Source organism: Acidobacteriota bacterium, from assembly GCA_012517875.1.
Lineage (GTDB): Bacteria > Acidobacteriota > JAAYUB01 > JAAYUB01 > JAAYUB01 > JAAYUB01.
The window spans coordinates 42,801-67,414 of record JAAYUB010000077.1 but is presented as its reverse complement, the minus strand read 5'-3'; the positions used below and the strand labels follow the sequence as shown (position 1 = coordinate 67,414).

Annotated in this window: 17 protein-coding genes; 7 read left to right on the top strand and 10 right to left on the bottom strand. The window is 65.3% G+C overall.

What is annotated here, in order from left to right; all coding sequences use genetic code 11:
* Positions 1-159: 159 nt before the first annotated feature.
* A complete protein-coding gene (locus GX414_08145; GenBank protein ID NLI47063.1) occupies positions 160-3,435 on the bottom strand; it encodes a glycosyl hydrolase in 3,276 nt (1,091 codons plus the stop codon).
* Between the two features lie 190 nt (positions 3,436-3,625).
* On the opposite strand from GX414_08145, the gene GX414_08140 reads away from it, so the two are divergent.
* The 3 genes from GX414_08140 to GX414_08130 all read left to right on the top strand — a co-directional run bounded on the left by GX414_08140 (position 3,626) and on the right by GX414_08130 (position 9,374).
* A complete protein-coding gene (locus GX414_08140) occupies positions 3,626-6,976 on the top strand; it encodes a protein kinase (GenBank protein ID NLI47062.1) in 3,351 nt (1,116 codons plus the stop codon).
* A 170-nt stretch (positions 6,977-7,146) separates the two neighbouring features.
* Positions 7,147-8,832: an energy-dependent translational throttle protein EttA gene (ettA, locus tag GX414_08135; GenBank protein NLI47061.1), complete on the top strand. Its 1,686-nt coding sequence runs from the start codon at positions 7,147-7,149 to the stop codon at positions 8,830-8,832.
* Between the two features lie 110 nt (positions 8,833-8,942).
* Positions 8,943-9,374: a DUF4870 domain-containing protein gene (locus GX414_08130; GenBank protein ID NLI47060.1), complete on the top strand. Its 432-nt coding sequence runs from the start codon at positions 8,943-8,945 to the stop codon at positions 9,372-9,374.
* Positions 9,375-9,739: 365 nt separating this feature from the next.
* On the opposite strand, the gene GX414_08125 is transcribed toward GX414_08130, so the two are convergent.
* From GX414_08125 to GX414_08110, 4 genes are all read right to left on the bottom strand, one after another.
* Positions 9,740-9,955 carry a hypothetical protein gene (locus GX414_08125; GenBank protein ID NLI47059.1) on the bottom strand — a complete coding sequence of 72 codons (216 nt, stop codon included), beginning with the start codon at positions 9,953-9,955 and terminating at the stop codon, positions 9,740-9,742.
* 93 nt (positions 9,956-10,048) lie between these two features.
* Positions 10,049-10,204, bottom strand: a complete 156-nt coding sequence (locus tag GX414_08120; GenBank protein NLI47058.1) for a hypothetical protein — start codon at positions 10,202-10,204, stop codon at positions 10,049-10,051.
* Between the two features lie 72 nt (positions 10,205-10,276).
* Positions 10,277-10,435 (bottom strand): hypothetical protein, encoded by a 159-nt coding sequence (locus GX414_08115; protein ID NLI47057.1) that lies wholly within the window; start codon positions 10,433-10,435, stop codon positions 10,277-10,279.
* Between the two features lie 39 nt (positions 10,436-10,474).
* A complete protein-coding gene (locus GX414_08110; protein NLI47056.1) occupies positions 10,475-10,852 on the bottom strand; it encodes a serine/threonine protein kinase in 378 nt (125 codons plus the stop codon).
* A gap of 818 nt (positions 10,853-11,670) precedes the next feature.
* Between GX414_08110 and GX414_08105 the strand changes: the two genes are divergently transcribed.
* A complete protein-coding gene (locus tag GX414_08105; GenBank protein NLI47055.1) occupies positions 11,671-12,612 on the top strand; it encodes a hypothetical protein in 942 nt (313 codons plus the stop codon).
* A gap of 123 nt (positions 12,613-12,735) precedes the next feature.
* Positions 12,736-13,950, top strand: coding sequence for an OmpA family protein (locus GX414_08100; GenBank protein ID NLI47054.1), 1,215 nt, complete (start codon positions 12,736-12,738; stop codon positions 13,948-13,950).
* A 59-nt stretch (positions 13,951-14,009) separates the two neighbouring features.
* Here GX414_08100 and pepF read toward each other — a convergent pair whose 3' ends face one another.
* From pepF to GX414_08085, 3 genes are all read right to left on the bottom strand, one after another.
* Positions 14,010-15,938: an oligoendopeptidase F gene (gene pepF, locus GX414_08095; protein NLI47053.1), complete on the bottom strand. Its 1,929-nt coding sequence runs from the start codon at positions 15,936-15,938 to the stop codon at positions 14,010-14,012.
* Between the two features lie 118 nt (positions 15,939-16,056).
* Positions 16,057-17,556, bottom strand: coding sequence for a carboxypeptidase M32 (locus GX414_08090; GenBank protein ID NLI47052.1), 1,500 nt, complete (start codon positions 17,554-17,556; stop codon positions 16,057-16,059).
* A 66-nt stretch (positions 17,557-17,622) separates the two neighbouring features.
* Positions 17,623-18,489 (bottom strand): DUF4846 domain-containing protein, encoded by an 867-nt coding sequence (locus tag GX414_08085; GenBank protein ID NLI47051.1) that lies wholly within the window; start codon positions 18,487-18,489, stop codon positions 17,623-17,625.
* Positions 18,490-18,710: 221 nt separating this feature from the next.
* On the opposite strand from GX414_08085, the gene GX414_08080 reads away from it, so the two are divergent.
* Positions 18,711-19,853: a histidine kinase gene (locus GX414_08080; GenBank protein ID NLI47050.1), complete on the top strand. Its 1,143-nt coding sequence runs from the start codon at positions 18,711-18,713 to the stop codon at positions 19,851-19,853.
* Positions 19,854-20,394: 541 nt separating this feature from the next.
* Entirely contained in the window at positions 20,395-23,700 is a 3,306-nt protein-coding gene (locus tag GX414_08075) for a hypothetical protein (GenBank protein NLI47049.1), read from the top strand.
* 418 nt (positions 23,701-24,118) lie between these two features.
* Here GX414_08075 and GX414_08070 read toward each other — a convergent pair whose 3' ends face one another.
* Together GX414_08070 and GX414_08065 are read right to left on the bottom strand one after the other, a co-directional pair.
* Positions 24,119-24,352, bottom strand: a complete 234-nt coding sequence (locus GX414_08070) for a thioredoxin family protein (GenBank protein ID NLI47048.1) — start codon at positions 24,350-24,352, stop codon at positions 24,119-24,121.
* A complete protein-coding gene (locus GX414_08065; GenBank protein NLI47047.1) occupies positions 24,353-24,613 on the bottom strand; it encodes a hypothetical protein in 261 nt (86 codons plus the stop codon).
* Between the last annotated feature and the right edge of the window lies 1 nt (position 24,614).

The window sequence follows — 24,614 nt, the reverse complement described above, 5'->3', positions numbered from 1 at the left end:
CGATGATCATACACCATGCAGCGGCGGATGGATATTCGCCGAAAGCCATACAGTAGACGAGATCCCGGAATGGTGCAACGGTTTTTGCCGCAGCCGGGAGAAAGAAAACGGGCGGAGCCATGCGGCTCCGCCCGTGGGTGTCAGAACACGTGGTGACGGCTACTTGAGCACCGGCAGCCGGCCCGGGGTCCAGGGGGCGCCGGCGGCCTCGACTTCCCGCTCCAGTTGCGGCAGGTCGGTTTGGTAAATCCGGGTGATGGCCTGGAGCACGGGCGGGAATTCCTTCTGGAGGATTTCGTAGGCCGTGCGGGCCGTCCCGGTGGGCTTCGACGTGGAGCGCCACATGGAGTAGGTCATCGCCGACAGACGGTCGTTGAGGGGCACCGCCGCCGGCGGGATCTCCTCGGCGCTGGCCTTGGCTTCCTGGCCGCGGAAGGTGAACAGCACCTGGTCCAGCTCCAGTACCAGCGTCCGCGCGCGCTCGGTCAGCGCCGCCGGGGCCGCCGGCGTGGCCGCCAGCGCCTGGCGGATGTGCGCCAGCCGCTTGAGCATCTCATCGGCCAGCCGCTCGGACCCCATCATGGTCCGGGCCAGCTCGGCCGCCTGCTTCTGGAACGCCACCAGCTCGGCCCGGTCGGGCGCCGGCAGGGTGGCGTTGTTCAGCACGACGGCCTCGAACGGCACCGGACCGGCCAGCGGTTTGGACCGGCCGTCGGTGACCAGCGCCATGCTGACCGTGTACGCGCCGGGCATGGCCAGCACGCCGCCCCGGGACTCCGCCAGCGGATCGAATGTGTCGTCCTTGAGCTGGACAGGGGTGGTGGGGGCGTAGCGCAGGTCCCAGGTGACGCGGTTGAAGCCCTTGACCGCCCGGGTGGCGATGGTGCGCACCACTTGGCCCGACGCGTCGGTGATGGTGAAAAGCAGATGCGGTTTCTCTTCGCGCTCCTCGGTGCGCAGCTCGTCGAGGCTCGGCTGCGGGATGGGCTTTCCCTCCTTGAAGAGCTCCGCTTCCTTTTCCTGCCGGATCTGGCGACGGGTCTTGGGTGCGTCCTTCAGGTAATAGGTGAACGTGGCGCCGAACGGCGGATTTTTGGCGGCGTAGTAGGAGGAACCCTGGCTGGAGAGGCCCCGGCTCTGAATGTACATGAGGGCGTCGCGCGCCGGGAAGAGCTGTGCGTCCGCTTGAAGCATCTCCGGGGTCACCTGGCGCAGGGCGGAATAGTCGTCCAGGATGTAGAAGCCGCGGCCGAAGGTGGCCAGCACCAGGTCGTTCTCGCGGCGCTGGATGGCGATGTCGAACACCGCCACGGTGGGCAGATCGCCGGTGAGCTGCACCCATTTCCGGCCGGCGTCCACGGTGAAGAAGACGCCGAACTCGGTGCCTGCGAACAGCAGGTCGGGGTTGACGTGGTCCTGGATGACGGTGTACACGGTGCCCCGTTCGGGCAGGTTGCCGGCGATGGACGTCCAGGTCTTGCCCTTGTCGGCGCTCTTGAGGAGGTACGGCTTGAAGTCGTCCCGCTTGTGGTTGTCGAATGCGGCGTAGACCACCTGCTCATTGAAGCGGTCGGCCTGAATATCGCTGACGTAGGTGTTGGCGGGCACGCCGGGAAACTCGCCGGCCTTGCGCCAAGTGCGGGCATCCTCGGAGATCTGGATCAACCCGTCGTCGGTGCCCGCGTACAGGAGGTTTTCGCGCAGGGGGGACTCATCCAGGGCCACGATGACGCCGTACTGCGAGATCGACACGTCCTTGGCCACCGCGTCGACGCTCCAGTACTTGCCCATGACGGGGATGGTGTTACGGTCGATCTGGGCGGTCAGGTCGTCGCTGATCACCGTCCAGGTGTCGCCGCGGTCGTCGCTGCGGAACACCTTGTTGGCGGCGCAGTAGAGGCGGGCGGGCGCATGGGGGCTGATCATGAGCGGCGTGTCCCAGTACCAGCGGTAGGTCTTTTCGCCGGGCCGCGGCTCGGGGCGGATGTCGATGCTCTCGCCGCTCTGCCGGTCGTAGCGGCACATGTTGCCGTACTGCGCCTCGGCATAGACGATGTTGGGGTTGGTCGGATCCACCGCCGTCCAGAAGCCGTCGCCGCCCTGGGTGACGAACCAGTCGGCGTTGACGATCCCCTGGGTGCTGGTGGTGCGGGAGGGGCCGCCCATGCTGTTGTTGTCCTGGGTGCCGCCGAACACGTAGTAGAAGGGCAGGGAGTTGTCCACGTTCACGCGGTAGAACTGGGTCACCGGGAGGTTGTGCTTGAACTCGTAGGTGGCGCCGGCGTCCCACGACTCGTACAGCCCGCCGTCGCCGCCGATGAGGAAGTGATCGGTGTCAGCCGGGTCGATCCAGATGACATGGTCGTCCACGTGACGGCCGTTGTTGCTCAGCCGCTGCCAGGTCTTGCCGCCGTCGGCGGTTACAAACGAGAACGTCTCGACGGAGTAGACCTTGTCCACGTTTTTCGGATCGCAGTAAATCTCGTTGTAGTACTGGCCGGAGCTGGCGTGGTTGCTCATCTTGGACCATGACTCGCCGCGGTCGGTGGAGCGGTAGAAGCCGCTCTCGTCGTTGGCTGCCTCGATCATGGCATAGACCACGTCGGGGTTGACCGGCGACACGGCCAGGCCGATGCCGCCCATGTGGCCCGACGGGAGGCCGCTGGTGAGCTTGCGCCAGGTCTTGCCGGCGTCCTCGGACTTGTGGATGGCGGTCTCCGGGCCGCCGCCGATCTTGGTGAAGACATGGGCGCGGCGCTGTTCCGAGGTGGCGTAGATCCGGTCCGGACAGCGCGGGTCGAGCACCACGTTGTTCACGCCGGTGTTCTCGCTGATCTCCAGCACCTTGTTCCAGGTGGCGCCGCCATCCTCGGTCTTGTACAGGCCGCGGTCGCCGCCGGGACCCCAGACGGAGCCCTCGGCAGCCACATAGACCACCCGGGAGTCGCGCGGGTCGACGGCGATCATCCCGATGTGGCGGGATTCCTTCAGGCCCATGTGCTTCCAGCTCTTGCCGCCGTCGACGGACTTGTACACGCCGTCGCCGTAGCTGACGGAGCGCTGGTGATTATTTTCGCCGGTGCCGATCCAGACGACGTTGGGGTTGGCGGGGTCCATGGCCACGCAGCCGATGGAGTAGGCGCCGTGCTTGTCGAACACCGGCGTCCAGGTGGTGCCGGCGTTGACGGTTTTCCAGACGTGGCCCGACGCCACGGCCACGTAGTACTCGCTGGGCTTGTTCGGGTTGACGGCCAGGTCGCCGATCCGGCCGGAGCAGTAGGCCGGGCCGATGCTTCGGAACTTCAGGCCGCTGAACGTGCCTGAAACGAAGGGATCCTTCTCCTTGTCCTTGACGTCCTTCTTGTCGGCCTCGGCGGCGAGGACGGGCAGGGCCAGGAGGCAGATCAGGGCGAGCAGCAACGATCTCGATCGCATGTCGTCTCCTCTATACAGGGGTTTGAAAACCCAGTATACGCAAACCCGGGCCGGGTGTTGGAAAAAAGTGTGGCTTCCGCCCCCCGGCCGGCCGCGGGGTGTCGCGCGGCGTCGGGTTGGGCGAAACCGGATTTCCGGCTATAATGGGGCTTTTGGAGCCAGAGAACAGATTCATGCGGGGAGCATGCGCATGACCCACGACTTTCCGGTGCCCGGTTGGGATCGGTACGAATCCATCGAGTTCATCGGCGAAGGCGGGATGGGTCGGGTGTACCGGGCCCGCGATCCGCGGCTGGGGCGCTGGGTGGCCATCAAGATCATCCGGCAGGGCAGCGCCGACATCCAGGAGCGCTTCATGCGCGAGGCCCGGGCCCAGGCCCGGATCGAGCACCCCCACATCTGCCCCATCCACGAGGTGGGCACTGTGGGTGACTTCCCGTACATCGCCATGCATTACGTCCACGGGGAGTCGCTGGAGAAAGCCAGTGCGCGGCTGACCCTGGATCAAAAGGTGGCCCTGCTGGCGCAGGTGGCCGACGCGATCCATGCCGCCCACCGGCTGGGAATCGTCCACCGGGACATCAAGCCGGCCAACATCATGCTGGAGCCCGACGCCGTCGGCGGCTGGCACCCCTTCGTCACCGATTTCGGCCTGGCGCGTGACACCGAGACGGACGGGACCACCGTCACCGGGGCCGTGCTGGGCTCACCGCTGTTCATGGCGCCCGAGCAGGCCAAGGGGGCGCTGAGCCGCGTGGACCGGCGGACGGACGTGTACGGCCTTGGCGCCACCCTCTATTTTCTGCTCACCGGCCGGCCTCCCGTCCAGGGAGACAACGTGTTTCAGGTGATCATGCGGTTGGCGCACGAGGAGCCCGAGCCGCCGCGCCGGCACGACGCCAGCATTCCCCGGGACCTCGAGACCGTGGTGCTCAAGTGTCTGGAGAAGGAACCCCAGCGCCGGTACGAGTCGGCCCAGGCGCTGGCCACGGACCTGCGCCATTACCTCGATGGCGAGCCCATCGCCGCTCACCGGGCCAGTCTGTGGTACCGCGGCGTGAAGCTGGTCCGCAGACACCGGCTGGCTTCGGCGGTGATTGCGGTGGCAGCCGTGGCGGTGCTGGCGGCGGTCCTGATGGCAGTGAAGGCCCGACAGGATGCCGCCCACCAGGCGGCGCTGGCCCAGCAGTTCGGCGCCGCCGCCAAGGAGACGGAAGGCTTCCTGCGCGTCGCCCACATGCTGCCGCTGCACGACATCCGGCGCGAGCGGACGGTGATCCGGGAACGGATGGCGCAGGTGCGACAGGCCATGCGCGAGGCCGGCCGCCTGGCGGACAGCCCCGGCTACTACGCCCTGGGCCGGGGCCACCTGGCGCTGCAGGAGTACGAGGCGGCCCGCGGAGCGCTGCGCCAGGCTTGGGACGCGGGCTTCCGGACTCCCGATGCCGCGTACGCCACCGGCTTGCTGCTCGGTCTGCTGTATCAGGTGGAGCGCGAAGCAGCCGACCGAATTTCCAATGCCGAACTGCGGGCGGCCCGACTCGAGGAGATCGAGCGCGAATTTCGGCTGCCCGCGCTGGACTTCCTCCGGCGCGGCGCCGGCGCCCAGGTGGAGTCACCGCTCTACGTGGAAGGACTCATCGCCCTGTATGAGGGGCGTCACGACGACGCCCTGACGCTGGCCGGGCGCGGCTTCCGGCAGTCGCCCTGGATGTATGAGCTCAAACGCCTGGAAGGGGACGTCCATCTGAGCCGCGGCAGCGACCGCGTCAACACCGGCCGATACGAGCAGGCTGCGAAGGACTTTCAGCGGGCCGGTGAGGCGTACCGCGCCGCCGCGGAGATGGCGCACAGCGACCCGGCGCTCTACGAGCAGGTCGCCGCCCTGCATCTAGCCCGCCTGACCCGGGCCCGCAACGCTCTGGACCGGGTTCAGGCGATCGCAGCGGACGGCTTGAGCGCCTGTGAGCAGGCGCTCCAGGCCGATCCGGAGCGGGGCTCGGCGTTCAGCCTGAAATCCGAGATCATCCGGCTCCAGGCCGACGTCCTCGCCGAAAACGGACACGATCCGATGCCGGTTATCGCCCGGGCCGCGGTGGCCGCGGCGGAGGGAGTTCGCCTCGACCGAAATAATCCCGCCGCCTGGGTCACCCTGGGTGACGCCATGCAGCGGAAAGGTGTTTTCCTCAGCTACCGGGGCGAGGACCCCACGCCGGCTCTGACAGAGGCGATCGGGCGGTACGGTCAGGCGCTGAAGTTGAATCCCCGGCAATTCCTCGCCCATCACCGCCTGGGACAAAGCCATCGCCTCATCGCCGAACACCTGCTGAACCAGGGGCGGGACCCCGTGGCGGAGTTGGCCTTGGCGTCGCAGGCGCTGGAACGGGCCCGCGAGCTGGCTCCCAAAGCCTACAGTCTGTACAACACGCTGGGCAACACGCACGCCTTGGAGGCGGAATACCGGTCGGACCATGACCAGGATCCGCGGCCCGCGCTGGAACATGCCGTTCGGGCGTACGAGCAGGGGCTGGCGCTCAACCCCCGGCTCACCAAGCTGCTGTGCAACCGCGGCATGGCCTTCGAGACGCGGGCGCGGTACGAGGCCCGCCACGGCATCGACCCGGCGCCCGCGCTGCGGCAGGCCATTGCAGACCACCGCCGCGCCGATGCCGAGGAGCCCGACTCAGCATGGATTCTCAACAACCTCGGCTTTGCCAACGCCCAACTCGCCTGGGACAACCTGCAGAACGGGCGGGATCCGGCGCCGCCGCTGGCCGAGGCGCTGCGTGCCCTGGAGCGCGCCCACGCCATCAACCCGGAGGACAGCTACATCGTCGACAATCTCGCCTTCGCCCATCTGATCCAGGCGCGCGGGGAATGGGCGCGGGGCGGCTCGCCCGGCGCCGAGCTCCAGCGTGCCGGCGACCTGTTGCGGCGGGAACTGGAGCTCAACGCCGAGGAGCGCTGGCCCTACGTGGGGCTGGCCCGCCGGTCCCTGTTCGAGGCACAACTGGCCGCCGACTCCGGGCGGGACGCCGCCGCGCTGTTCCAACAGGCGCGGGGATGGGCCGCGCGCGGCATCGCCCGCTGCGGCGGCATTCCGGAGCTGCACCTGCTGGCGGCGGAAGTGGAGCTGGCCCGGGCGGCGTGGACACAACGCCGCGGCCGAGACGCCTGGGCCGCGCTGGACGAGACGGCTCGGCGGCTGGAGGCCGACGCCGTTCGCGGCGCCGACCGGGCGGAGCGGTCTCTGCTGCTGGCTGAATGCCGGCTGCGTCAAGCCGCGAATGCGAGTGACGGTCTGACGGTGCGGGAGCGGCTGGCGCAGGTGGAACAGATGCTGGACGAATCGGCCGCGATCAACAGCCGTCGGGCCCGGTTGGGCGCAGTGCGCGCGGCCCTGTTGCTGCGTCGGGCGGCGGCAGCGCCAGCCGGCGAGCGGGAGGCGCTGCGGGCGGACGCCCGGCGGCTGCAGACAGAGGCGTTTCGACTCAATCCGCTGCTCCGGCTCGAAGTCGGGGATCTGTTCGCAGGCCGGTGAGCGGCCCGCGCCGGAGTGGTCGTTCGGACGCACCGCGCGGGATCACCGGTCCCGCCGCTGCAGAAAATTCATCAACCCGGTGAGCAATTTCCATTACAATATCGGCCCGGCCCGCATCGACGGCACGCGCCGCGGCGCCGGTTCAATTCATCCAGAGGCGATTCAGCCCTATGAGCACAGAACCTAACAAGGTCATCTACTCCATGATCGGCGTGGGCAAGTATCACGGCCAGCGCGCGGTCCTCAAGGACATCTACCTGTCGTACTTCTACGGCGCCAAAATCGGCGTCATCGGCCTGAACGGTTCGGGCAAGAGCACGCTGCTCCGCATCATGGCCGGCGTCGAGAAGGACTTCGTGGGCGAGACCGCCTGCGCGCCGGGATACACCATCGGCTTTCTGGAGCAAGAGCCGAAGCTCGATCCCGCCAAGACCGTCCGCGAGGTAGTGGCCGAGGGGGTGGCGGAGACGGCGGCGCTCCTGGAGGAGTTCAATCGGATCAGCGACCGCCTGGCCGAGCCCATGGATGACGACGAGATGTCCAAACTGCTGGAGAAGCAAGGCGTCATTCAGGAGCAGATCGACGCCCGCGACGCCTGGGACCTGGACAGCCGCCTCGAGATGGCCATGGACGCGCTCCGCTGCCCGCCGGGCGACACGCAGGTGGATGTGCTTTCGGGGGGCGAGCTGCGCCGCGTGGCCCTCTGCCGGCTGTTGCTTACCCGGCCCGACATCCTGCTCCTGGACGAGCCCACGAACCACCTCGACGCCGAGTCGGTGGCCTGGCTGGAGCACCACCTCAAGCAATACCCGGGCACAGTCATCGCCGTGACCCACGACCGCTACTTCCTGGACAACGTGGCCGGTTGGATCCTGGAGCTGGACCGCGGCCAGGGGATCCCCTGGAAGGGGAACTACTCCTCGTGGTTGGACCAGAAGCGCACCCGTCTCCAGCAGGAGGAGAAGGCCGAGAGCCAGCGCCAGAAGACCCTCCAGCGTGAGCTCGAATGGATCCATATGTCGCCCAAGGCCCGCCAGGCCAAGGGAAAGGCTCGCCTCACCGCCTACGAGCGACTATTGGCGCAGGAAAGCGAGAAACAGGCGCCGGAGCTGGAGATCTTCATCCCGCCGGGACCGCGCCTCGGCGACGTGGTGATCGAGGCTAAAAATCTCCGCAAGGGCTACGGCGAGCGCCTGCTGATGGACAATCTGTCATTCGCCATCCCGCCCAACGCGATCGTAGGCATCATCGGACCCAACGGGGCGGGGAAGACCACCCTGTTCCGGATGATCACCGGCCAGGAACAGCCGGACGGCGGCGCCATCCGGCTGGGTGAGACGGTGCAGTTGGCCTACGTGGACCAGAACCGCGACACCCTGAATCCTGAGCGGTCGGTCTGGGAGGAGATCACCGGCGGCACCGAGACCATCGACCTCGGCGGCCGGCAGGTGAACTCGCGCGGCTACGTGGGCCGGTTCAACTTCGCCGGGGGCGACCAGCAGAAGAAGGTGGGTCAGCTCTCGGGCGGCGAGCGCAACCGCGTCCACCTGGCCAAGATGCTCAAGTCCGGCGCCAACGTCCTGCTCTTGGACGAGCCCACCAACGACCTGGACGTGAACACGCTCCGGGCGCTGGAGGACGCCTTGGAGAACTTCGCCGGCTGCGCCGTCGTCATCAGCCACGACCGCTGGTTCCTGGACCGGGTCGCCACCCACATCCTCGCCTTCGAGGGGGAGAGCCAGGCGGTGTGGTTCCAGGGAAATTACTCCGACTACGCCGCCGACCGCCGCGCCCGCCTCGGCGCCGCCGCCGAGATCCCCCACCGCATCAAGTACCGTCAACTGACGCGCGACTAGCACAGGACGGTTGATGGTCGATGGCTCGTGCTCGTAAATCGTAATCGTGCTCGTAATCGTACTCGAACGCACCATCGCCTGATCGACAACTGAACCAGGAGGCCACCGCCATGTCCACAACAGGATCACCCGGACCTTCCCCGACGCCTGAAACCGGCACCGGCGGGGAGTTTGTGCTTCCCCCCGAGGACCGAACGCTCGGCGCGATCTGCTATCCGAACGTTTTTCCGATCCTGGTTCCGCTCATAGTCCTGCTCACCCAGCCACCGGAAAAGCGGTCCCTGCGCTTCCACGCATTGCAGGGCCTGGTGCTCCACGGAATCTTCCTGGTGGTGTGGATGGTCCTGCTCGTGCTGCTGATCGTCATCGGCGTGATCACCCTGGGTTGCGGCGTGTTCATCGGCCTGCCGGTCATGCTGCTGCTGCTGTTCACCTATCTGGGCGTCACGATCTACTGGAGCCTGCGGGTCTATCAGGACGGCGACATCCGCCTGGGGGCCGTCACGGATCTCATCTTGAAACACAAGGACAGGTACATCTAGTTCTCGATCGTATCTGAGAAAATCACGCCGATTACGAGCAAGCCTACAACGACAGGTTCATCCGGCCCAGCAGCGCCCATAGCGGACGTCGCGGCGGACAGGATCCGGGAAGTGGAACGACGGGATCGGCATGATCGACGGATCGCATTCCTCGACGGTCCGCCCCAGCCATTCGACGGCGGCCTCTCATTCCCCGAGACCGATGTATCCGAACGCAAAGGTCGACGGAGGCTCGTACCGATTGGCCGTGGCCAGCCGCGCGCTTTCAAGCGATGCCCGGGCGCCGGCCGGTTGTCCGGCCCGACCCTGAACGTACGCCCAAAACCCAGCGTGGATGCCGCCCCGGGTGTCGATGGGCTGCGCCGTCACCCGCACCCGGGTGCCGCCCGGCGCACGCTTCCCTCCAGCAGGTTGCCGACGCCGAGGCGCGCACCGGCCTCGCGGGCGAAGAGCCCCAACCGCGCCACGGCGAAGGCGGAGGTCCGGGCAATCACGGTCAGCCCGGGGATGCGGGTGAGCGCGTTGATGATCTCCTCGGCCAGGCCCTCGCAGAGGAAATCGTCCTCCTTCGTGCCACTCATATTGGCGAAAGGGAAAACCGCGATCAATGACTTCTCTTGGGCGGCCGGCAGCGGTCGGTTCGTCTTGGACGCCGACTGTGCCTCCAGCTTCCCTCACGCGTCCAAGGCGGCGGCCAGCTCGCGGGCCTTGGAAATCCACCCGGCTGGATCCTTCACCAGGCACCGGTCCGCGATCGCCTGCAGCTCCGGCGCCGGGTCCTCTCCCTGCTTCGACAGGGGGAGCGGCGCCTCAACCACGATTCGGTACATCACCTCCTCGGCGTACTCCCCTGCAAACGGTAGCCGTCCCGCGACCCGTTCACACAAGACAACACCCAGCGATCACAAATCCGACCGCGTATCCGACGCCTCGCCGTGCACCTGTTCGGGCGACATGTAGGCGGCCGTCCTCAGGGTCGAACCGTCTTTTGTCAGCACCGACGCCCCCGCCAGCTTGGTCAGACCGAAGTCCAGCACCTTGACCAATCCAGTCGGTGTCACAAACAGGTTGGCCGGCTTGATGTCGCGGTGGACGATCCCCTAGGTGTGTGCGTGGTCCAGGCTCGCCGCGGCCTGTACCGCCAGCCGCCCCGCTTCCGGCCAGGGCAGGGGACCCCGCTGGATGCGTTCCCGCAGCGTCTCCCCCTCGTAACAGGCCATAACGATGTAGAGCGAGTCGTCCGCCGTCTCGCCGATCTCGAACACCGCGCAGATGTTCGGGTGGTCCAACCGCGCCGCCGCCCGCGCCTCGTGCAGGAAGCGCTGCTTCGCCTCCGGGTCCCGGGTCAACTCCGGCGGCAGGAACTTGAGGGCCACGGTGCGCTGCAGGGCGGTGTCGTCCGCCTTGTACACCACCCCCATCCCGCCCGCGCCGAGTTTCTCGATGATCCGATAATGGGCGATCGTCCGACCGATCATCACCACCTCGTCGAGGGATATGATCGCTTCGATTTAGGGACAGTCGGATAACGTTGTGTCCATTATACACGGGTTCGCAGGTTCTGAAACCGTTGATGGTTGATGGTTGATTGTTGAAAGTTGAGTATTGATGTTGAGGGTGAAGATTGAGGGCTCGTGCTCGTAGTTCGTAATCGTGATCGCGATCATGATCGTAATCCCAACCCGGCGTAGCCGGAACCAAAGGAGCATGATCGTTCACTCCAGCTCTGTGCCGCCATGCCGGATCTTCGGCACGCCCTTCCGGTTTCGAAGACAATAGCTAGGCGCAGCCCGGCGAAGCCGGGCAGCGCCTGGAAAGTCGAATCGATTGGCACGGCGCGCCCCTGAACAGGGGCGCGGGGAAGCGTGGAGATCGCCGTCACCCTTTCCTCGCGCCCCGTACCCGGGGCGCGGCGCGTCAACGAGTTGGCCTTCCAGGCGCTGCCCCGCGTTCGCGGGGCTGCGCCTGGCTATTTTCGTGGTGAATGGGCGGATGGTGCCGGCCAATGATGAGTTGGGCGACCCGGCCGATCGGGCGGCCAAAATCCTGCCAAAAATTGTCAGAAAAACGGGAGTAACTGATTAATCTTGATCGTAACCGTACTCGCACTCGTCATCGAGACTTGTTCCCGCCATGTCAAATTGCATTCGTCTCCGGGCTCCCAGGCGAACCCATTGACACCGGCGCACCGATCCGACACAATGGGCACAGTCTACCTACCCAAAGCTGTTCTGAATCGGCGCCTGTTGTGGTGATTGGTTCGCTCTCCGGAACGATGGCCTGACGAGGAGGCAACATGATCAACGGATCCCGATGCACCCTGCTGCTGGTCTGCCTGTGCCTGATCACCGCCGGCGCCGCGGCTGCGCCTGCGCCTGCGGATACGGAGGCTTTCAAGGAGTACTACGAATCCGCCACGCCGCCGCGGGTGCAGCTGGTGGCGGAGCAGGGGCGCGATGCCGGCGTGTTTGTCGAACTGCAGGTGCCGACCATCTTGGCCGCGCTCAAGTACCAACTCGACAAGGGGATATGGGCCAAGCTGGCCCGGGCCGACCGGCAGCGGCTGGTGGACTGTCTGAACGATTCCAATCTGAGGTTCATTTACACCGGCCTGCAATCTTCCATGGCGATGGCGGCCGGCGGACAGACGATTGACGCCAACACGGTCAAATTCAACCAGGACGGTTGGTACTCGTCAGGCGGCGGCGGCGAAGCGCGCAGCCCCTTGGCCATCGCCAAGATCATCATCCACGAACTCGGCCATGTCTATCAAGAGCGCTTCAATTATCTCCCGCGCCCCGGGCCCACCAAGGAGTGGTTTCCTAACGAGCTGGAAGATCAACTGCCGGCCGACATGTTCACACCGGAAGCTCTCCGGGAGCTGGCCAAGATCCTCACCCGGGAGACCGACGGACCGTGCAGTGACATCTCCGGGGCGTGGACGGGCGTGCTGGCGGTGGCCGACGTCCAGGGCTCCTCGGCGATCAACGTGGGCCAGAAACGCAACGTGAGCGGCGGCAACTTCACCGTCATCCAGGAGGGGTGCGAGGTCACCCTCAAGTTCATGACGAACGAGATCCGTGGCACCGTCAGAGGGACCACGGCGACCTTGAACAAGCGGGTCTCCGGCGCGCTGGCTGAGGCTGAGCTCACCCTGGAAGGCGGCCGGCTGAAGGTGACGTTGAAGCAGACCATCTCGGACGGCTATATTTTGAGTGAGGGGCTGTTGGCACAGTGAATCGATGAAAGGGTGCATTGGCGGGAACTTGGAAAGTTTTCCTTCGGATCGGGCCCCGGGCCCTGGGTTTATGGGGCCTAGGTTCTGAATCCCCAGGACAAGATCCCAACAAGGAGGGAATGTATGAAGCGTTCCATTCGAGGCGTTGCAATCATCGCGGCACTGGTTGTCGGCGCAGCGGCATCGTACGCCGGGACGACCGACCTGCTGGCCCTGCACGAGGGCACACTCCCGGTTGTGGAGCCGGCGCATTACGGCGGCTGGCCGGCGGTGTGCCTCATCGATGAAAGCCCCACCTCTGGCTGGGCCAGCACAACAGGAAAGGTCCGGAACAACGCCATCGTCTTTGAGCTGCTGGCGCCGGCCACCATCCAGCGCTTCGAGTTCGACACCGAGAGCGTGGACACGCCGGGCTCAGCCGCCCGGCATGTGGTTGTGGAGATATCCGACACAGCGCCCGAGACCGGCTTTGTCGAGGTGCTTCGCGCCGAGCTCCAAGAGGGCGTCAATCGACAGGTGTTTCCGGCGGCCAAACCAGCCAAGGGCCGTTGGGTGCGTCTGACTGTCGAAGACAATCACGGCAGCGAGGAGTGGACCGAGCTGTTCGCCTTCCGCGGGTTCGGCGAACGCCCGGCGGCGCCCAAGGGAGTGGGCGACATATCCGGCACCTACGAGAGCAGCTATTCCCTGTTTCATGTCCGCCAACAGGGCACCGCTCTGGCTGGCTGTTACGAGTACAAGGACGGAGTCCTCGAGGGCGCCATCGAAGGACGGGTCATGAAGATCCAGTGGACGGAAGCGGGCGATGAGAACACGGGCCCGGCGATCCTGGTGTTCGCGCCCGATGGCAATTCGTTCCGCGGGTTCTGGTGGCGGGGCTCCGACAGGGAGGCGGCGCCGGCCGGCAGCTGGGACGGCCGGAAGGTATCGCCCGAAGTGGGCGGCTGCCCTCACTGGTCCGGCTCCGTGGGCGGCGAGCTCCGGAAGGATCTTGCTGCCGCCGGTCGCTCGCGGCTATACGGCATCCTGTTCGACGTCGACTCGACGACCATTCGCCCGGAATCAAAGCCGGTGCTCGACGAGGTGATCCGAATCCTGAAGGTTGAACCGGACTGGCGGCTCACCATCGAGGGACACACCGACTCGGCGGGCAACGACGCGCACAATCTGAAGCTGTCGCAGGGACGGGCCGAGGCGGTCATGGCGTACCTGGTGGGACAGGGGATCGCTGCGGGGCGTTTGAAGGCGACGGGCTTCGGCGAATCAAAGCCAGTGGCTGAAAACGCCACCGAACTAGGGCGCGCCCGGAACCGCCGCGTGGAATTCGTCAAGGAATAAACAATCGGCCGGATCCAGCGGATCCGGCCGATGATCATCGTGCGGGATCGTTCGAAGTCTTATCGGCCGGCCTGTCTGTTCTCCAGCCGCGCCGCGATCTTCTCCATTTCGCTCACCATCCCGTCGAACTGGCGCATGGCCGCTCGGACCGTCGCGGGGTCGGACATGTCGACGCCGGCGTCGCGCAGCGTGTCCAGCGGGAACTTGCTGCCGCCCGCCTGCAGGAACGTGAGATACTGTTGCTGCTCGGCCGGGCCGCCGGCCATTACCTGGTCGGACAGAGCCATCGAGGCCACGATGCCGGTGCTATACTGGAAGACGTAGTAGTTCATGTAGAAGTGCGGGATACCCGACCACTCGTACTGGATGTAGTCCTCCACATCCAACACCCCCTGGTCGTGGCCGTAGTAGGCGCGGGTGAGCTCGAGGTACTTCGCGTTCAGCCAATCGGGCGTGAGGGTCTGTCCCTTTTCCACGTGCTGGTGCATCGCCAGCTCGAACTCGGCGAACAGCGTCTGGCGGTAGAGTGTGGCGCGGAAGCGCTCCATGTAGCCGTCCAGCAGGAAGAGCTTCAACGCGTCGTCGGTTTCCGACTTGAGCAGCTCGTGCATGAGCATGTTCTCGTTGAAGGTGCTGGCGATCTCCGCAAGGAAGATGGGGTACTGGGACGTGGGAAGGGGCTGAGTCTTGTTCGAAAAGTACGAGTGCATGGCGTGACCCAGCTCGTGGGCCAGCGTGGATACGTCGCTGTAGGAGCCGTCGTAGTTCATCTTGACGTACGGGTGCACGCCGTAGACCCCGGAGGAGTAGGCGCCCGACTCCTTGCCCTTGTTTGGATAGATGTCGATCCAGCGGTCGTCAAACGCCTTGGCCAGAGCGGTCGCGTAGTCGGGGCCGAGGGGTCGCATGGCGGCTTGGACGAGCCGGCGCGCCTCGTCGAAAGTGTAGCGCTTCTCCACGGACTTGGCGGCCGAGGCGTAGACGTCCCCGTACTTCATCTCGGGGAGCCCCAGCAGCTTCTGGCGCAGGCGCAGGTAGCGGTGCAGCGGCGCCAGGTTCTCGCGGACGGTCTGGATCAGGTTATGGTAGACCGCCGGACTGATGTCGTTGCCGAACAGGGCGGCGGTGAGGCAGTCGCTGTAGTTGTTCACCCGGGCGCGGTACAGGTGCTGCTTGATGGCCGCGTCCTGGAGCACGGCGAAGGTGTTGGCGTATTGCTTCTGGTTGTTCCAGTAGGCTGCCATCACCAGCCGGCGGTCGGCCGCGTTGGCCGAGGCGCGATACTTCTGGTAGTTGGCCTGGTTGAGCACGACCTTCGTGCCGTCGGATAGGGTGATCTCCGGCCGGGGGATGTCCAGATCGTTGAGCATGGTGGACGCCTGACTCGGCGCACCGGCGAACATGCCGGTAAGCGACACCAACCGCTGCTGCTCGGCAGGGAGGATGTGGTCTTTTTCGCGGAGCACCCGGTCGAAGCCCACCTTCCAGGGAGCCAGCCGCGGTTCGGCCTTGACGTAGGCGTCGATCGTCTCCTGGCCGAGCTTCAGGATGTCGGGATTCATGAAGCCGAGCTTGGACTGGAAGTTCACGAACAGCATCTGCAGCTCGCCCTGCATCTTCTTGTAAAGCGGATTGGACAGATCGCCGTCGCCCTGCAGGCTGGCGTAAATGAACAGGCGCATGGCGCGCTGCTGGACGCCGCTGAGCCAGTCGACGAAGGCGTACATCCGGTCGGCCGACGTGGTCCAGTCCTTGGCCCGGGCGTCCAGCTCGCCAGTCATGCCGATCACGGCCTGCTTTTCCGCCTCCCAAGCGGCCAGGTCGGGGTAGATGTCCTCGACGCGCCATTTGTAAGCTTCGGGCACTTGGTCGCGGGGCGTCGCCGAGTAATCGGGAATGTCCGGCCCGACCGCCGCCGCCATGCCCGCTGCGGCGAGTGCGGCCAGCAGGACCATGACGGTTCTGGTGACGAGACGCGCAAACATCATGGATTCTCCTTGCCGAAAAGATGAAAACAGAATCCTACTATACGAACCGGCTGAGGGGAAGCTCGATTCTGCCGGGTTCCTCGTGCCGGCGGTGCGGCCACGCGGGCGGCGATCCGGATCAGAGAGTCCGGCCGTACAGCGCGCCGTATTTTTCCCGGATGTAGCGGATGAAGTGGGCCGCATCGGGCGGGGCGCCGGTGGCGCGACGGATGAGCTCCGGCGCCGGGTGGAGCCGCCCCTGCCGGTGCACGCGCTCCCGCAGCCACGCCAGCGGCGCCTGAAAACGACCCCGGCCCACCTGGGCCATGAGATCGGGAATCTCGCGGAGCATGGCGTCGCGGAGCTGGGCGGCGTACAGGTTGCCCATGGCGTAGGTGGGGAAGTAGCCGAAGGAGCCGATGGACCAGTGAATGTCCTGCAACACACCGTCGCGATCCGTCTCCGGCGCCAGGCCCAGGTAGTGGCGCATCCGCTCGCGCCACAGCTCCGGCAACTCGCCGGTGCCGACGGCGCCGTTGACGAGGGCCCGCTCGATTTCGAAGCGCAGCAGGACGTGCAGCGAATAGGTGACCTCGTCGGCCTCGACGCGCACCAGTGACGGCCGCACCACATTGACCGCCCGGACGAATTCCTCTGTGGAGACATCCGTCAGCTCGTCGGGGAACAGCGCCTGCAGGCGGGGGAAGTAGTGGCCCCAGAACTCGGGCGACCGTCCGATCATGTTCTCCCATAGCCGGCTCTGGCTCTCGTGGATGCCCAGGGACACGGCGTTGCCCATGGGCGTGCGTCGATGCGCCGGGTCCACCCCCTGCTCGTAGAGCGCGTGCCCGGTCTCGTGAATGGCGGCGAAGAGAGCCGCCGGCAGGTAGCGTGGGTTGTACCGCACGGTGATCCGCACATCGTCGGCGTTGCCGATGGTGAACGGGTGGGACGACTCGTCGAGCCGGCCTCGCTCCAGATCGTAGCCGAGATCGGCGATCAGCGCGCGGCAGAACGCCTGCTGGCGGGCAGGGTCGTAGGTCCGCTCCAGGAAGTCCGTCCGCGGCCTCGGGGTCCCGTCCAAACGGTCGATGATCCCGCGCAGTTCGATGCCCAGCGGCTCGAACACGGCCTGAACCGCCGCCGCGGTCATCCCCGGTTCGTACTCATCCAGCAGCGCGTCGTACGGCTCGTCGGCGTAGCCGATGTGCGCCGCCATCTCGCGGGCCATTCGCACCAGTTCGTCCAGGTGGGGGGCGAACGAGCGGAAGTCGTCGGCCGGCCGCGCGGCCTGCCAGACGTCGAACGCCTGCGCCTTGGCCTTGGCGAAGGCCTGCACCAGGGCGGGCGGCACGCGGACGGCGCGGTCGCGGTCCCGGCGGGTTTCCCGCACGTTGGCGCTTTGAGCGGCGTCCAGCCCCGGGGCGTCCGCCAGGCAATCCAGCAGCTCTCCCAGCCGCGGATCGGTGAACCGTTCGTGGATCAGGCCCGACAGGGTGGCCATCTGGGCGGCCCGGTCGCCGGAGCCGCCGGCGGGCATGGTGACTTGCTGGTCCCACTGGAGCCAGCCGTCAATCTGGTGCAGGTCGTGGATCTCGCGGATGCGGTCCAGGAATTCGGCGTAGGCGGTGCGAGTCATCGGGCCTCCGGGGCCGGCCCACGGGGACCGGCGGGGTTGGGTTGGCGTCTCAGCGGGCGCGCGGCATCACTCCGGCTCATCGGCCAGGGCGGGGAACAGGTGGCGGCGGGCGGCTGAAAACGTCCAGCCGGCGGCCGTCACAGTGCCGTCGGACGCGGGCTCGAACCAGGGATCGAGGTCGGGATGTTCCGGGTTGGCCAGTACGTGCACGTCCTGAGCGGGGTAGTACCCCTGGACCAGCAACACGACGCGCCGGCCGGATTCCGGGTGGCGCGCCGCATCGACGACGATCATGACGTGGCCCGGGAACCCGGCGATGATCAGCAGGTCGCCGCCGCGCATCTCGCGGTCGGCGGCGGGACGGGGCAGATCGCGCGCCAGCGAGTAGGAGCCGGCGTAGGCGAACACCGTCCGGAGGTACCGCTGGAACGAGGCGTAGGAAGCGACCGGCGCGGCGGAGGCGATCCAGTTCACCCGGTTGCCGGACACCCGGGGCCGTTCCCCCGCCTGCCACTGCCGCCAGGCCGCCTCATGGCCGCTGGTGAAGCGGAACGCGACGGCGTCGGCGCGGCCGGCGGCGTACAGGAACTCCGCCCGCAGCCGGATGGCCGCGTCGGCGCACTGGAGCAGGTCGCGGCGCCCGATGTCCAGTTCCAGCACGGCGCAGTGCCCGTCCTGGACCGGCACGAGCGTGCCGTCCCAGTAACGCACCGGCGGCCGGCCAGGCTTCAGGGGGAGGCGCTGCAGCCACCGGGCGAACGAGCCCGCCGCCGGGTCGTCCCGGACGAAGCCGGGCGGCGGCGGGATGCGCTGCCGCAAGGCGTGTGCCGTCAGGTCGTTGGGGAGCCACGGATAGGCGCGCTCCCCGGCGGGTGCCTGGGCGGCTGCCCACATGCCGAGCAGGATCGCGCCGATAGCGATCCACGGCCGCATGATTCCTCCGGGAAAGCCGATTCTCAATACCGGATCATTGTAGGCGGGAACCCCTTCCTCTGGCAAGGTGAAGCAGGTGTGGCGGCCGTCCATCAGCAATCGGTGCCGCAACAAATCACTCCGCGGGCTCGTAGATACGGGCATTCCATTCGGACCGCGCCCGGACACCGGGGCCGACGGGAAGATGCGGCTCCAGCCGGGCCGGAGCGGGGTAGACTATCGTGGACAATCAGGTGTGGCGGCACATCAGCCGGTGGCTTCTGGTGATTCTGGGGCTGACCCTGATCCCGGCCATGTACACCGTGCTCACGGCCGGCGGCGAACTGGCCAGCCATCTGTCTCCGACGCAGATATTCGTCACGGCTTGCCTGAACTGGTATGCGCTGGGCGTGATGATCCCGCCCATACTCTGGATGATCCGGCGGCTCCCCATCCGACGGCGCAGCTGGCCCCTGGCCCTGCTCGCCATCCTCCTGGCCGGCATCGCGGGGATGGTGATCAAGGAGTCCGTGTTCCTGGGACTTGACCGAATGGCGGGCGAAGCGTTCGGCGCCGCCTACTCCGCGACGGCGCGCTGGTATGCGTATGAAATCACGCCGTTGCCGCCGTTCTGGAAGCAACTCCATCTCAATGTCACGGGCAAGGCCTACGGGTGGGTGCTCGAATACCTGCTGGTGCTGGGGCTGGGCTACGCCCGGACTCAGTACCAGCTCTCCCGCGAGCGGGAGCGCCAGGCCATCAGACTGGAGGCCAGCCTGAGCGAAGCGCGGTTGCAGGCGCTGAAGATGCAGCTCCAACCCCATTTCCTGTTCAACACGCTCAACTCCATTTCCGAGCTCATGCACCATGACATTGACCGGGCCGACCGGATGATCACGCGCCTCAGCGACATGTTGCGCCTTGTATTGGAGGGGGGAGCCGACCCGCTGGTCCCGCTCCAAAAGGAGGTGGAACTGCTGACCGCCTACCTGGACATCCAGAAGATCCGCTTCCGGGATCAGCTGCGATTGACGTTGGACGTAGATCCCACGGCTCAGGCGGTGCTCGTACCCCACATGATCCTGCAGCCGCTGGTGGAAAACGCTGTCCGCCACGGAATCGCCCGGCGGCTCGAGCCGGGCCTGCTCTTGGTGAACATCTGGTGCGCCGACGGCGCCCTGCGTGTGGATATACTCAATGACGGGCCCGAAAACGCGGAGTCCGACACCGGGATGGCTGGCATCGGGTTGAGCAACACCCGCAGCCGGCTGGAGCAGCTCTATCCGGGCCGATTCGAGTTTCATTCCGCACCGGAGACCCGTGGGCGGTGGATCACCCGTCTGGCCCTCCCCCTGACGCCGCTCCAACCGACTCGGTTGTCTTGAAGCGGAACCGGACGGCCGCATCCGGATAAACAGCCAAAAATATTCAATATATTGGAATATGTAACCAAATAATTGGACATGCGCGGCTCCCCTTGGCTCCGTTGCAGCGTAGATGTCAATGAATATTTATATTTATGCCGATTATCGGGCAGAACAATAATTGGTATGTGATTTGCAAGATTATATTCTGAGAATAAGAATCATGCGCAAAATCAACGATAAATACGTGAACAATCAGTTGAACATGGCTTTCCCACAAATCCGTTTCAAATATCCGTCTCGGCGTCCTGTTTCGCATTGAGTCCAGTTCGTCCCAACCGCCTTTCATAACCCTTTTCAGATCCGCATAATGTGGTGTAGGAAGCCGGACTCTGGGTTTCCGAACCGGCGAAATCGGCCGGCAGAGTATCGGGGGAAGACTTTGATACCAAAATTTTGGATCAACCCCTCTGACCGACCACGGCGCCGCCCACCGGCAGGCGCCGCCCTCGCTGTTCGCGCGACCGCGACCGCTTCCAATTCTACCCTCAAGGAGGTTTGCATGTCCCGCACCCACAGAATGCTGGCCTTCGCGTTCCTCGCGGTCTGCCTGACCGTGGGCGTGTTCGCGGACCAGGCCATCGAAGGTGTGGTCAAGGACAACACGGGCGGGGTCATCCCCGGCGTCACCGTGATCCTGACCAGCACCGACACCGGCCAGACCCGGGAGACCCTTTCCGATGACAGCGGGTATTACGCCTTCAACAACCTGCGCGTCGGCAACTACGAGGTCAAGGCGGATCTGGAAGGTTTCCAGCCGGTGAAGGTCACCGGTATCAAGTTGTCCGTCGGTGAGCGCCTCAACTTCCCCCTGATCATGAGCGTATCCGAAGTGACCACGGAAGTCGAGGTCCGGGCCGAGGTGGAGCAGGTGGAGACCACCACTTCCCAGCTCGACACCATCATCGACGAGAAGCGCATTCTGGACCTGCCGCTCAACGGACGCAATCCGCTGAACCTGATCTACCTGACCCCCGGCGTCATCCAGGGGCAGTCCGGCTATGCCTCCGCCAACGGCGGCCGCGAGCGCGGCAACAACTACCAGATCGACGGCATCGACAACAACTACACCCAGACCGTCGGCTCCACCGTGGACGTGAACGTGGATGCCACCTCGGAGTTCCGCGTGGTCACCTCCAACCCGTCGGCCGAATACGGCCGCGCCGGCGGCGCGGTCATCGACCTGGTGACCAAGAGCGGCACCAACGAGTACCACGGCGCAGCCTTCTACTTCCTGCGCGCCGAAAACCTGGACGCGGCGCTCTGGGAGGAAAACCGCGACGGTCTGGAAAAGGGCGACTACAAGCGTCACCAGTACGGCGCCTCCATCGGCGGTCCCATTATCAAGGACAAGCTGTTCTTTTTCTTCAACACCGAGCTGCTGCGCGTCCGCCAGATGACGGTGGTCACCGGCTTCACCCCGTACCAGGCATTCCGGGACTCGATCACCAATCCCGCCATCGCCCAGATCTTCAACACCTATTACCCGATGCCCAACAGCGACCAGGAAACCGACATCAGCGGCCGCTATGTCTGGTCGCACGCCGAGCCGCAGAACTTCGAGCAGTACGTGGCCAAGGTGGACTACAACTTCAACGAGGCCCACGCCTTTTCCTTCCGCTACGTCCGCAACACCGGCACCGACCCGTACACCACTGCGCCTGCAGGCGGCTATCTGCCCACGTTCCAGAACACACGGGAGTACTCCGGCACGGCCCAGACCTTTGGTGCCGAGTGGACCTACATCGTGAATCCCACCATGGTCAACTCCCTGAAGCTTGGGTACACCCGCGCCGCCAACACCTGGACCCGCCAGTGGACGGACATCGACCTGAACTTCGGCGGCTACCTCCAGGATCCCACCCGCTACTTCACCGACTTCGGCGGGCCGTGGGGCTATGGGGACGAAGATTCGCCCCTCAACACCTACCAGGTCAAGGACATCGTCACTTGGACCCTGGGCACCCACAACGTCAAGTTCGGCGCCGATCTGCGCTGGAACCAGAACAACGGCGGTTCCGGGTTCGGCATGACCCCCACCGCCTTCTTTGACGGCGCGTTCAACGGCGGTGACACCGTCGAGAACATGCGCGCCGGCATCGTGGACAACGTGGACCACGGCGTCTACTCCGACGGCACGGTATTCTCGCGCGACATCTCCGACTGGCGCGGCTGGCGGCAGAAGGAGTTCGACTTCTTCGTCCAGGACGACTGGAAGGTGTTCCCCAACTTCACCCTCAACCTCGGTCTGCGCTACGAGTACAAGCCGGCGGCCTACGAGGTGAACAACCTGGCCTCCACCATCATCAACCCGTACTCCCAGGGCTATCGGATCGTGAACCAGAACAACTTCTTTGATCCGGCCAACTGGGAAGGCGGCGAGTGGTGGAACCTGGTGGTCTCCGAGTGGGTGGGCAACGGGACGGACATCATCCTGTGCGGCCCCGACACCGGCAACGACTTGTACGAGGCCGAAGCCCACAACTTCGCGCCCCGGATCGGCTTCTCGTGGGATCCGTTCGGCGACGGCAAGACCGCCATCCGCGGCGGCTACGGCATCAGCTTCGACCGCATGTTCGGCAACCTGCTCACCTGGAACGCCGCCCAGCTGCCGTTCGGTGTGGAGAACTTCCTCAGCGCCCAGCCCGGCGGCGGCTACGACGGCGTCTACCCCAACAACGTCGGCTACTATGGCAACGGCATCGCCCTGCCGGAAGTCACCCTTCACCTCGCTCCCGAATCCTTCTACGAGATGGTGCTCTTCAACAACGAACTCAAGACGCCATACATCCAGACCTGGAACCTGTCGGCCCAGCGAGAGATCTGGCCCGGCAACATCCTGAACCTCACCTATGCCGGTTCCGCAGGCGTCCACCTGTACGTCCGGAACAACCCGAACCAGATGCCGCACCCGTCCGAAGCGACCATCCAGGGCATGGTTGACAATGGCCTCGGTTCCACCGCCATCCCGTGGTTCGTGCGCTACTACAGCGGGATGAACTCCCAGTTCATCCGGGTGCACAACATCGATTCGTATGGGCACTCCAATTACCACTCCCTCCAGAGCTCGTATAGCCATCGCTTTCAGGACGGCCTCCAGTTCCAAGCCAACTACACCTGGTCCGCCGCCTTCGACAACAACTCCGAGTCCGTGTGGTCGTTGGGCAACTCCAGCCCGTTCGCATCCGACTGGTACAATCTGGACTACGACCGCGGGTACGCCGCCTTCGACGTGCGCCACATTTTCAGCGGCAATTTCATCTACGAACTCCCCTTCGGTCCCGGCAAGTGGCTGGGCGGCACCACGGAAGGTTGGCTGGCCGAGCTGATCGGCGGCTGGCAGATCAACGGGATCATCCAGGCCAACAGCGGCTTCCCGCTGGACTACAAAGTCCCGCGCGACACCCTGGGCACCGGCTACACCAACAACCGCGCCCCGTCCCGACCCAATGTGGTCACGTACGAGGTGAGCACCGACATCGCCAACAACATCGTCGGCCCCACCGCGGCCAACTTCTCCTGGGCCTCCAGCGTGATCAACCTGTACAACCCGGTGGGTGATTACTACCGCGGCAAGTTCCGCGGTCCCGGTTTCTGGAACGTCGATTTCTCCATGTTTAAGGACTTCAAGCTGCCGTGGTTCACCGCGGAGGGCTCCAAGCTGCAGTTCCGGGCCGAGGCGTTCAACCTGTTCAACCACACCAATTTCAACAATCCCAATACCAACCTGACCAGCTCGAATCTTGGCAAGAGCTACACCACGGTGGCCTCCCGCCAGATCCAGTTCGGCATGAAGTTCATCTTCTAGCCGATCCCGATTCCGGTACCAAAGGCTCCCCTCCGGGGGAGCCTTCTTTTTAGTGTGCGGTGAACAGTAAACAGTGAACAATTCGGAGATAGGAGTTTCAAGTCCTTCGCACTCTTGATTCGAAATCGTGATCGTAATTGAGGCTAGAGACTCGTTCTTGTCCCCATCCTTCGTGCTCGTGGTTCGTAGTCGTGATCGTAATCGTGATCGTAATCGTGATCGAGGTTCGTTCTCACGCGGTCTGTTTTCTCGGAAGCGTGCACGATTTCAAGACTCGAGTTTGAATAGCGATTTTTTGATTTCGACGGGGCGTGGTGTCGTGGCGATTCGGCTGGAATCTGAAATTGGAAATTGAACCGTCAGATCCGGTCAGCTCAAACAAACTTTGTATTCTTCGTGACTTTGTGGGGATCCCCGCCTAGCGATTGTCTAACGCCGCGGCGATGTCGCCGAGTGCGGGCGGACGGCCCGTCCATCGGCCCGCCTCCCCGCCGGCGCCGTCGAAGAGAATGAATGAAGGGGTGAGCGTCAAGCCGTGCTTCGCGGCAAACGCACCTCCCTCGACGCTGCGGATGTCCACCCGGATCACCCGGCCGCCGGTCCATTCCCTCTCGAGCCCGTCCACGAGGGGCCTGGCCGCGAGGCAGGCCATTCAAAGGTCGGAGAACACCTCCACCAGCACCGGCTGGCCCAGCGGTGCGGCTCCCCCGGCCACGTCCAGCGGAACCGCGCCGCCGCCCGAGTGCGGGCGCAGCAGCAGCCACGTTCCGGCGACGGCGAGCAGCGCCGCCCCGAACGTCGCCCAGTGCGCCCGCCGCGCACGCCGGAGCGCCAGCGTCAATGCCCAGCCCCCAAAGACCAGCCCGCCGAACACCATCGCCGAATGCTGGTTGAGAAGCTGCATGAAGGCCATC

Excerpts from the sequence above, each read along its gene's own strand:
- ettA (NLI47061.1), top strand. The coding sequence starts at position 7,147 with ATGAGCACAGAACCTAACAAGGTCATCTACTCCATGATCGGCGTGGGC.
- GX414_08105 (NLI47055.1), top strand. The coding sequence starts at position 11,671 with ATGATCAACGGATCCCGATGCACCCTGCTGCTGGTCTGCCTGTGCCTG.
- GX414_08140 (NLI47062.1), top strand. The coding sequence starts at position 3,626 with ATGACCCACGACTTTCCGGTGCCCGGTTGGGATCGGTACGAATCCATC.
- GX414_08065 (NLI47047.1), bottom strand. The coding sequence starts at position 24,613 with ATGGCCTTCATGCAGCTTCTCAACCAGCATTCGGCGATGGTGTTCGGC.
- pepF (NLI47053.1), bottom strand. The coding sequence starts at position 15,938 with ATGATGTTTGCGCGTCTCGTCACCAGAACCGTCATGGTCCTGCTGGCC.
- GX414_08110 (NLI47056.1), bottom strand. The coding sequence starts at position 10,852 with ATGATCGGTCGGACGATCGCCCATTATCGGATCATCGAGAAACTCGGC.
- GX414_08120 (NLI47058.1), bottom strand. The coding sequence starts at position 10,204 with ATGTACCGAATCGTGGTTGAGGCGCCGCTCCCCCTGTCGAAGCAGGGA.
- GX414_08090 (NLI47052.1), bottom strand. The coding sequence starts at position 17,556 with ATGACTCGCACCGCCTACGCCGAATTCCTGGACCGCATCCGCGAGATC.
- GX414_08125 (NLI47059.1), bottom strand. The coding sequence starts at position 9,955 with ATGAGTGGCACGAAGGAGGACGATTTCCTCTGCGAGGGCCTGGCCGAG.
- GX414_08085 (NLI47051.1), bottom strand. The coding sequence starts at position 18,489 with ATGCGGCCGTGGATCGCTATCGGCGCGATCCTGCTCGGCATGTGGGCA.
- GX414_08130 (NLI47060.1), top strand. The coding sequence starts at position 8,943 with ATGTCCACAACAGGATCACCCGGACCTTCCCCGACGCCTGAAACCGGC.
- GX414_08100 (NLI47054.1), top strand. The coding sequence starts at position 12,736 with ATGAAGCGTTCCATTCGAGGCGTTGCAATCATCGCGGCACTGGTTGTC.
- GX414_08075 (NLI47049.1), top strand. The coding sequence starts at position 20,395 with ATGTCCCGCACCCACAGAATGCTGGCCTTCGCGTTCCTCGCGGTCTGC.
- GX414_08145 (NLI47063.1), bottom strand. The coding sequence starts at position 3,435 with ATGCGATCGAGATCGTTGCTGCTCGCCCTGATCTGCCTCCTGGCCCTG.
- GX414_08070 (NLI47048.1), bottom strand. The coding sequence starts at position 24,352 with ATGGCCTGCCTCGCGGCCAGGCCCCTCGTGGACGGGCTCGAGAGGGAA.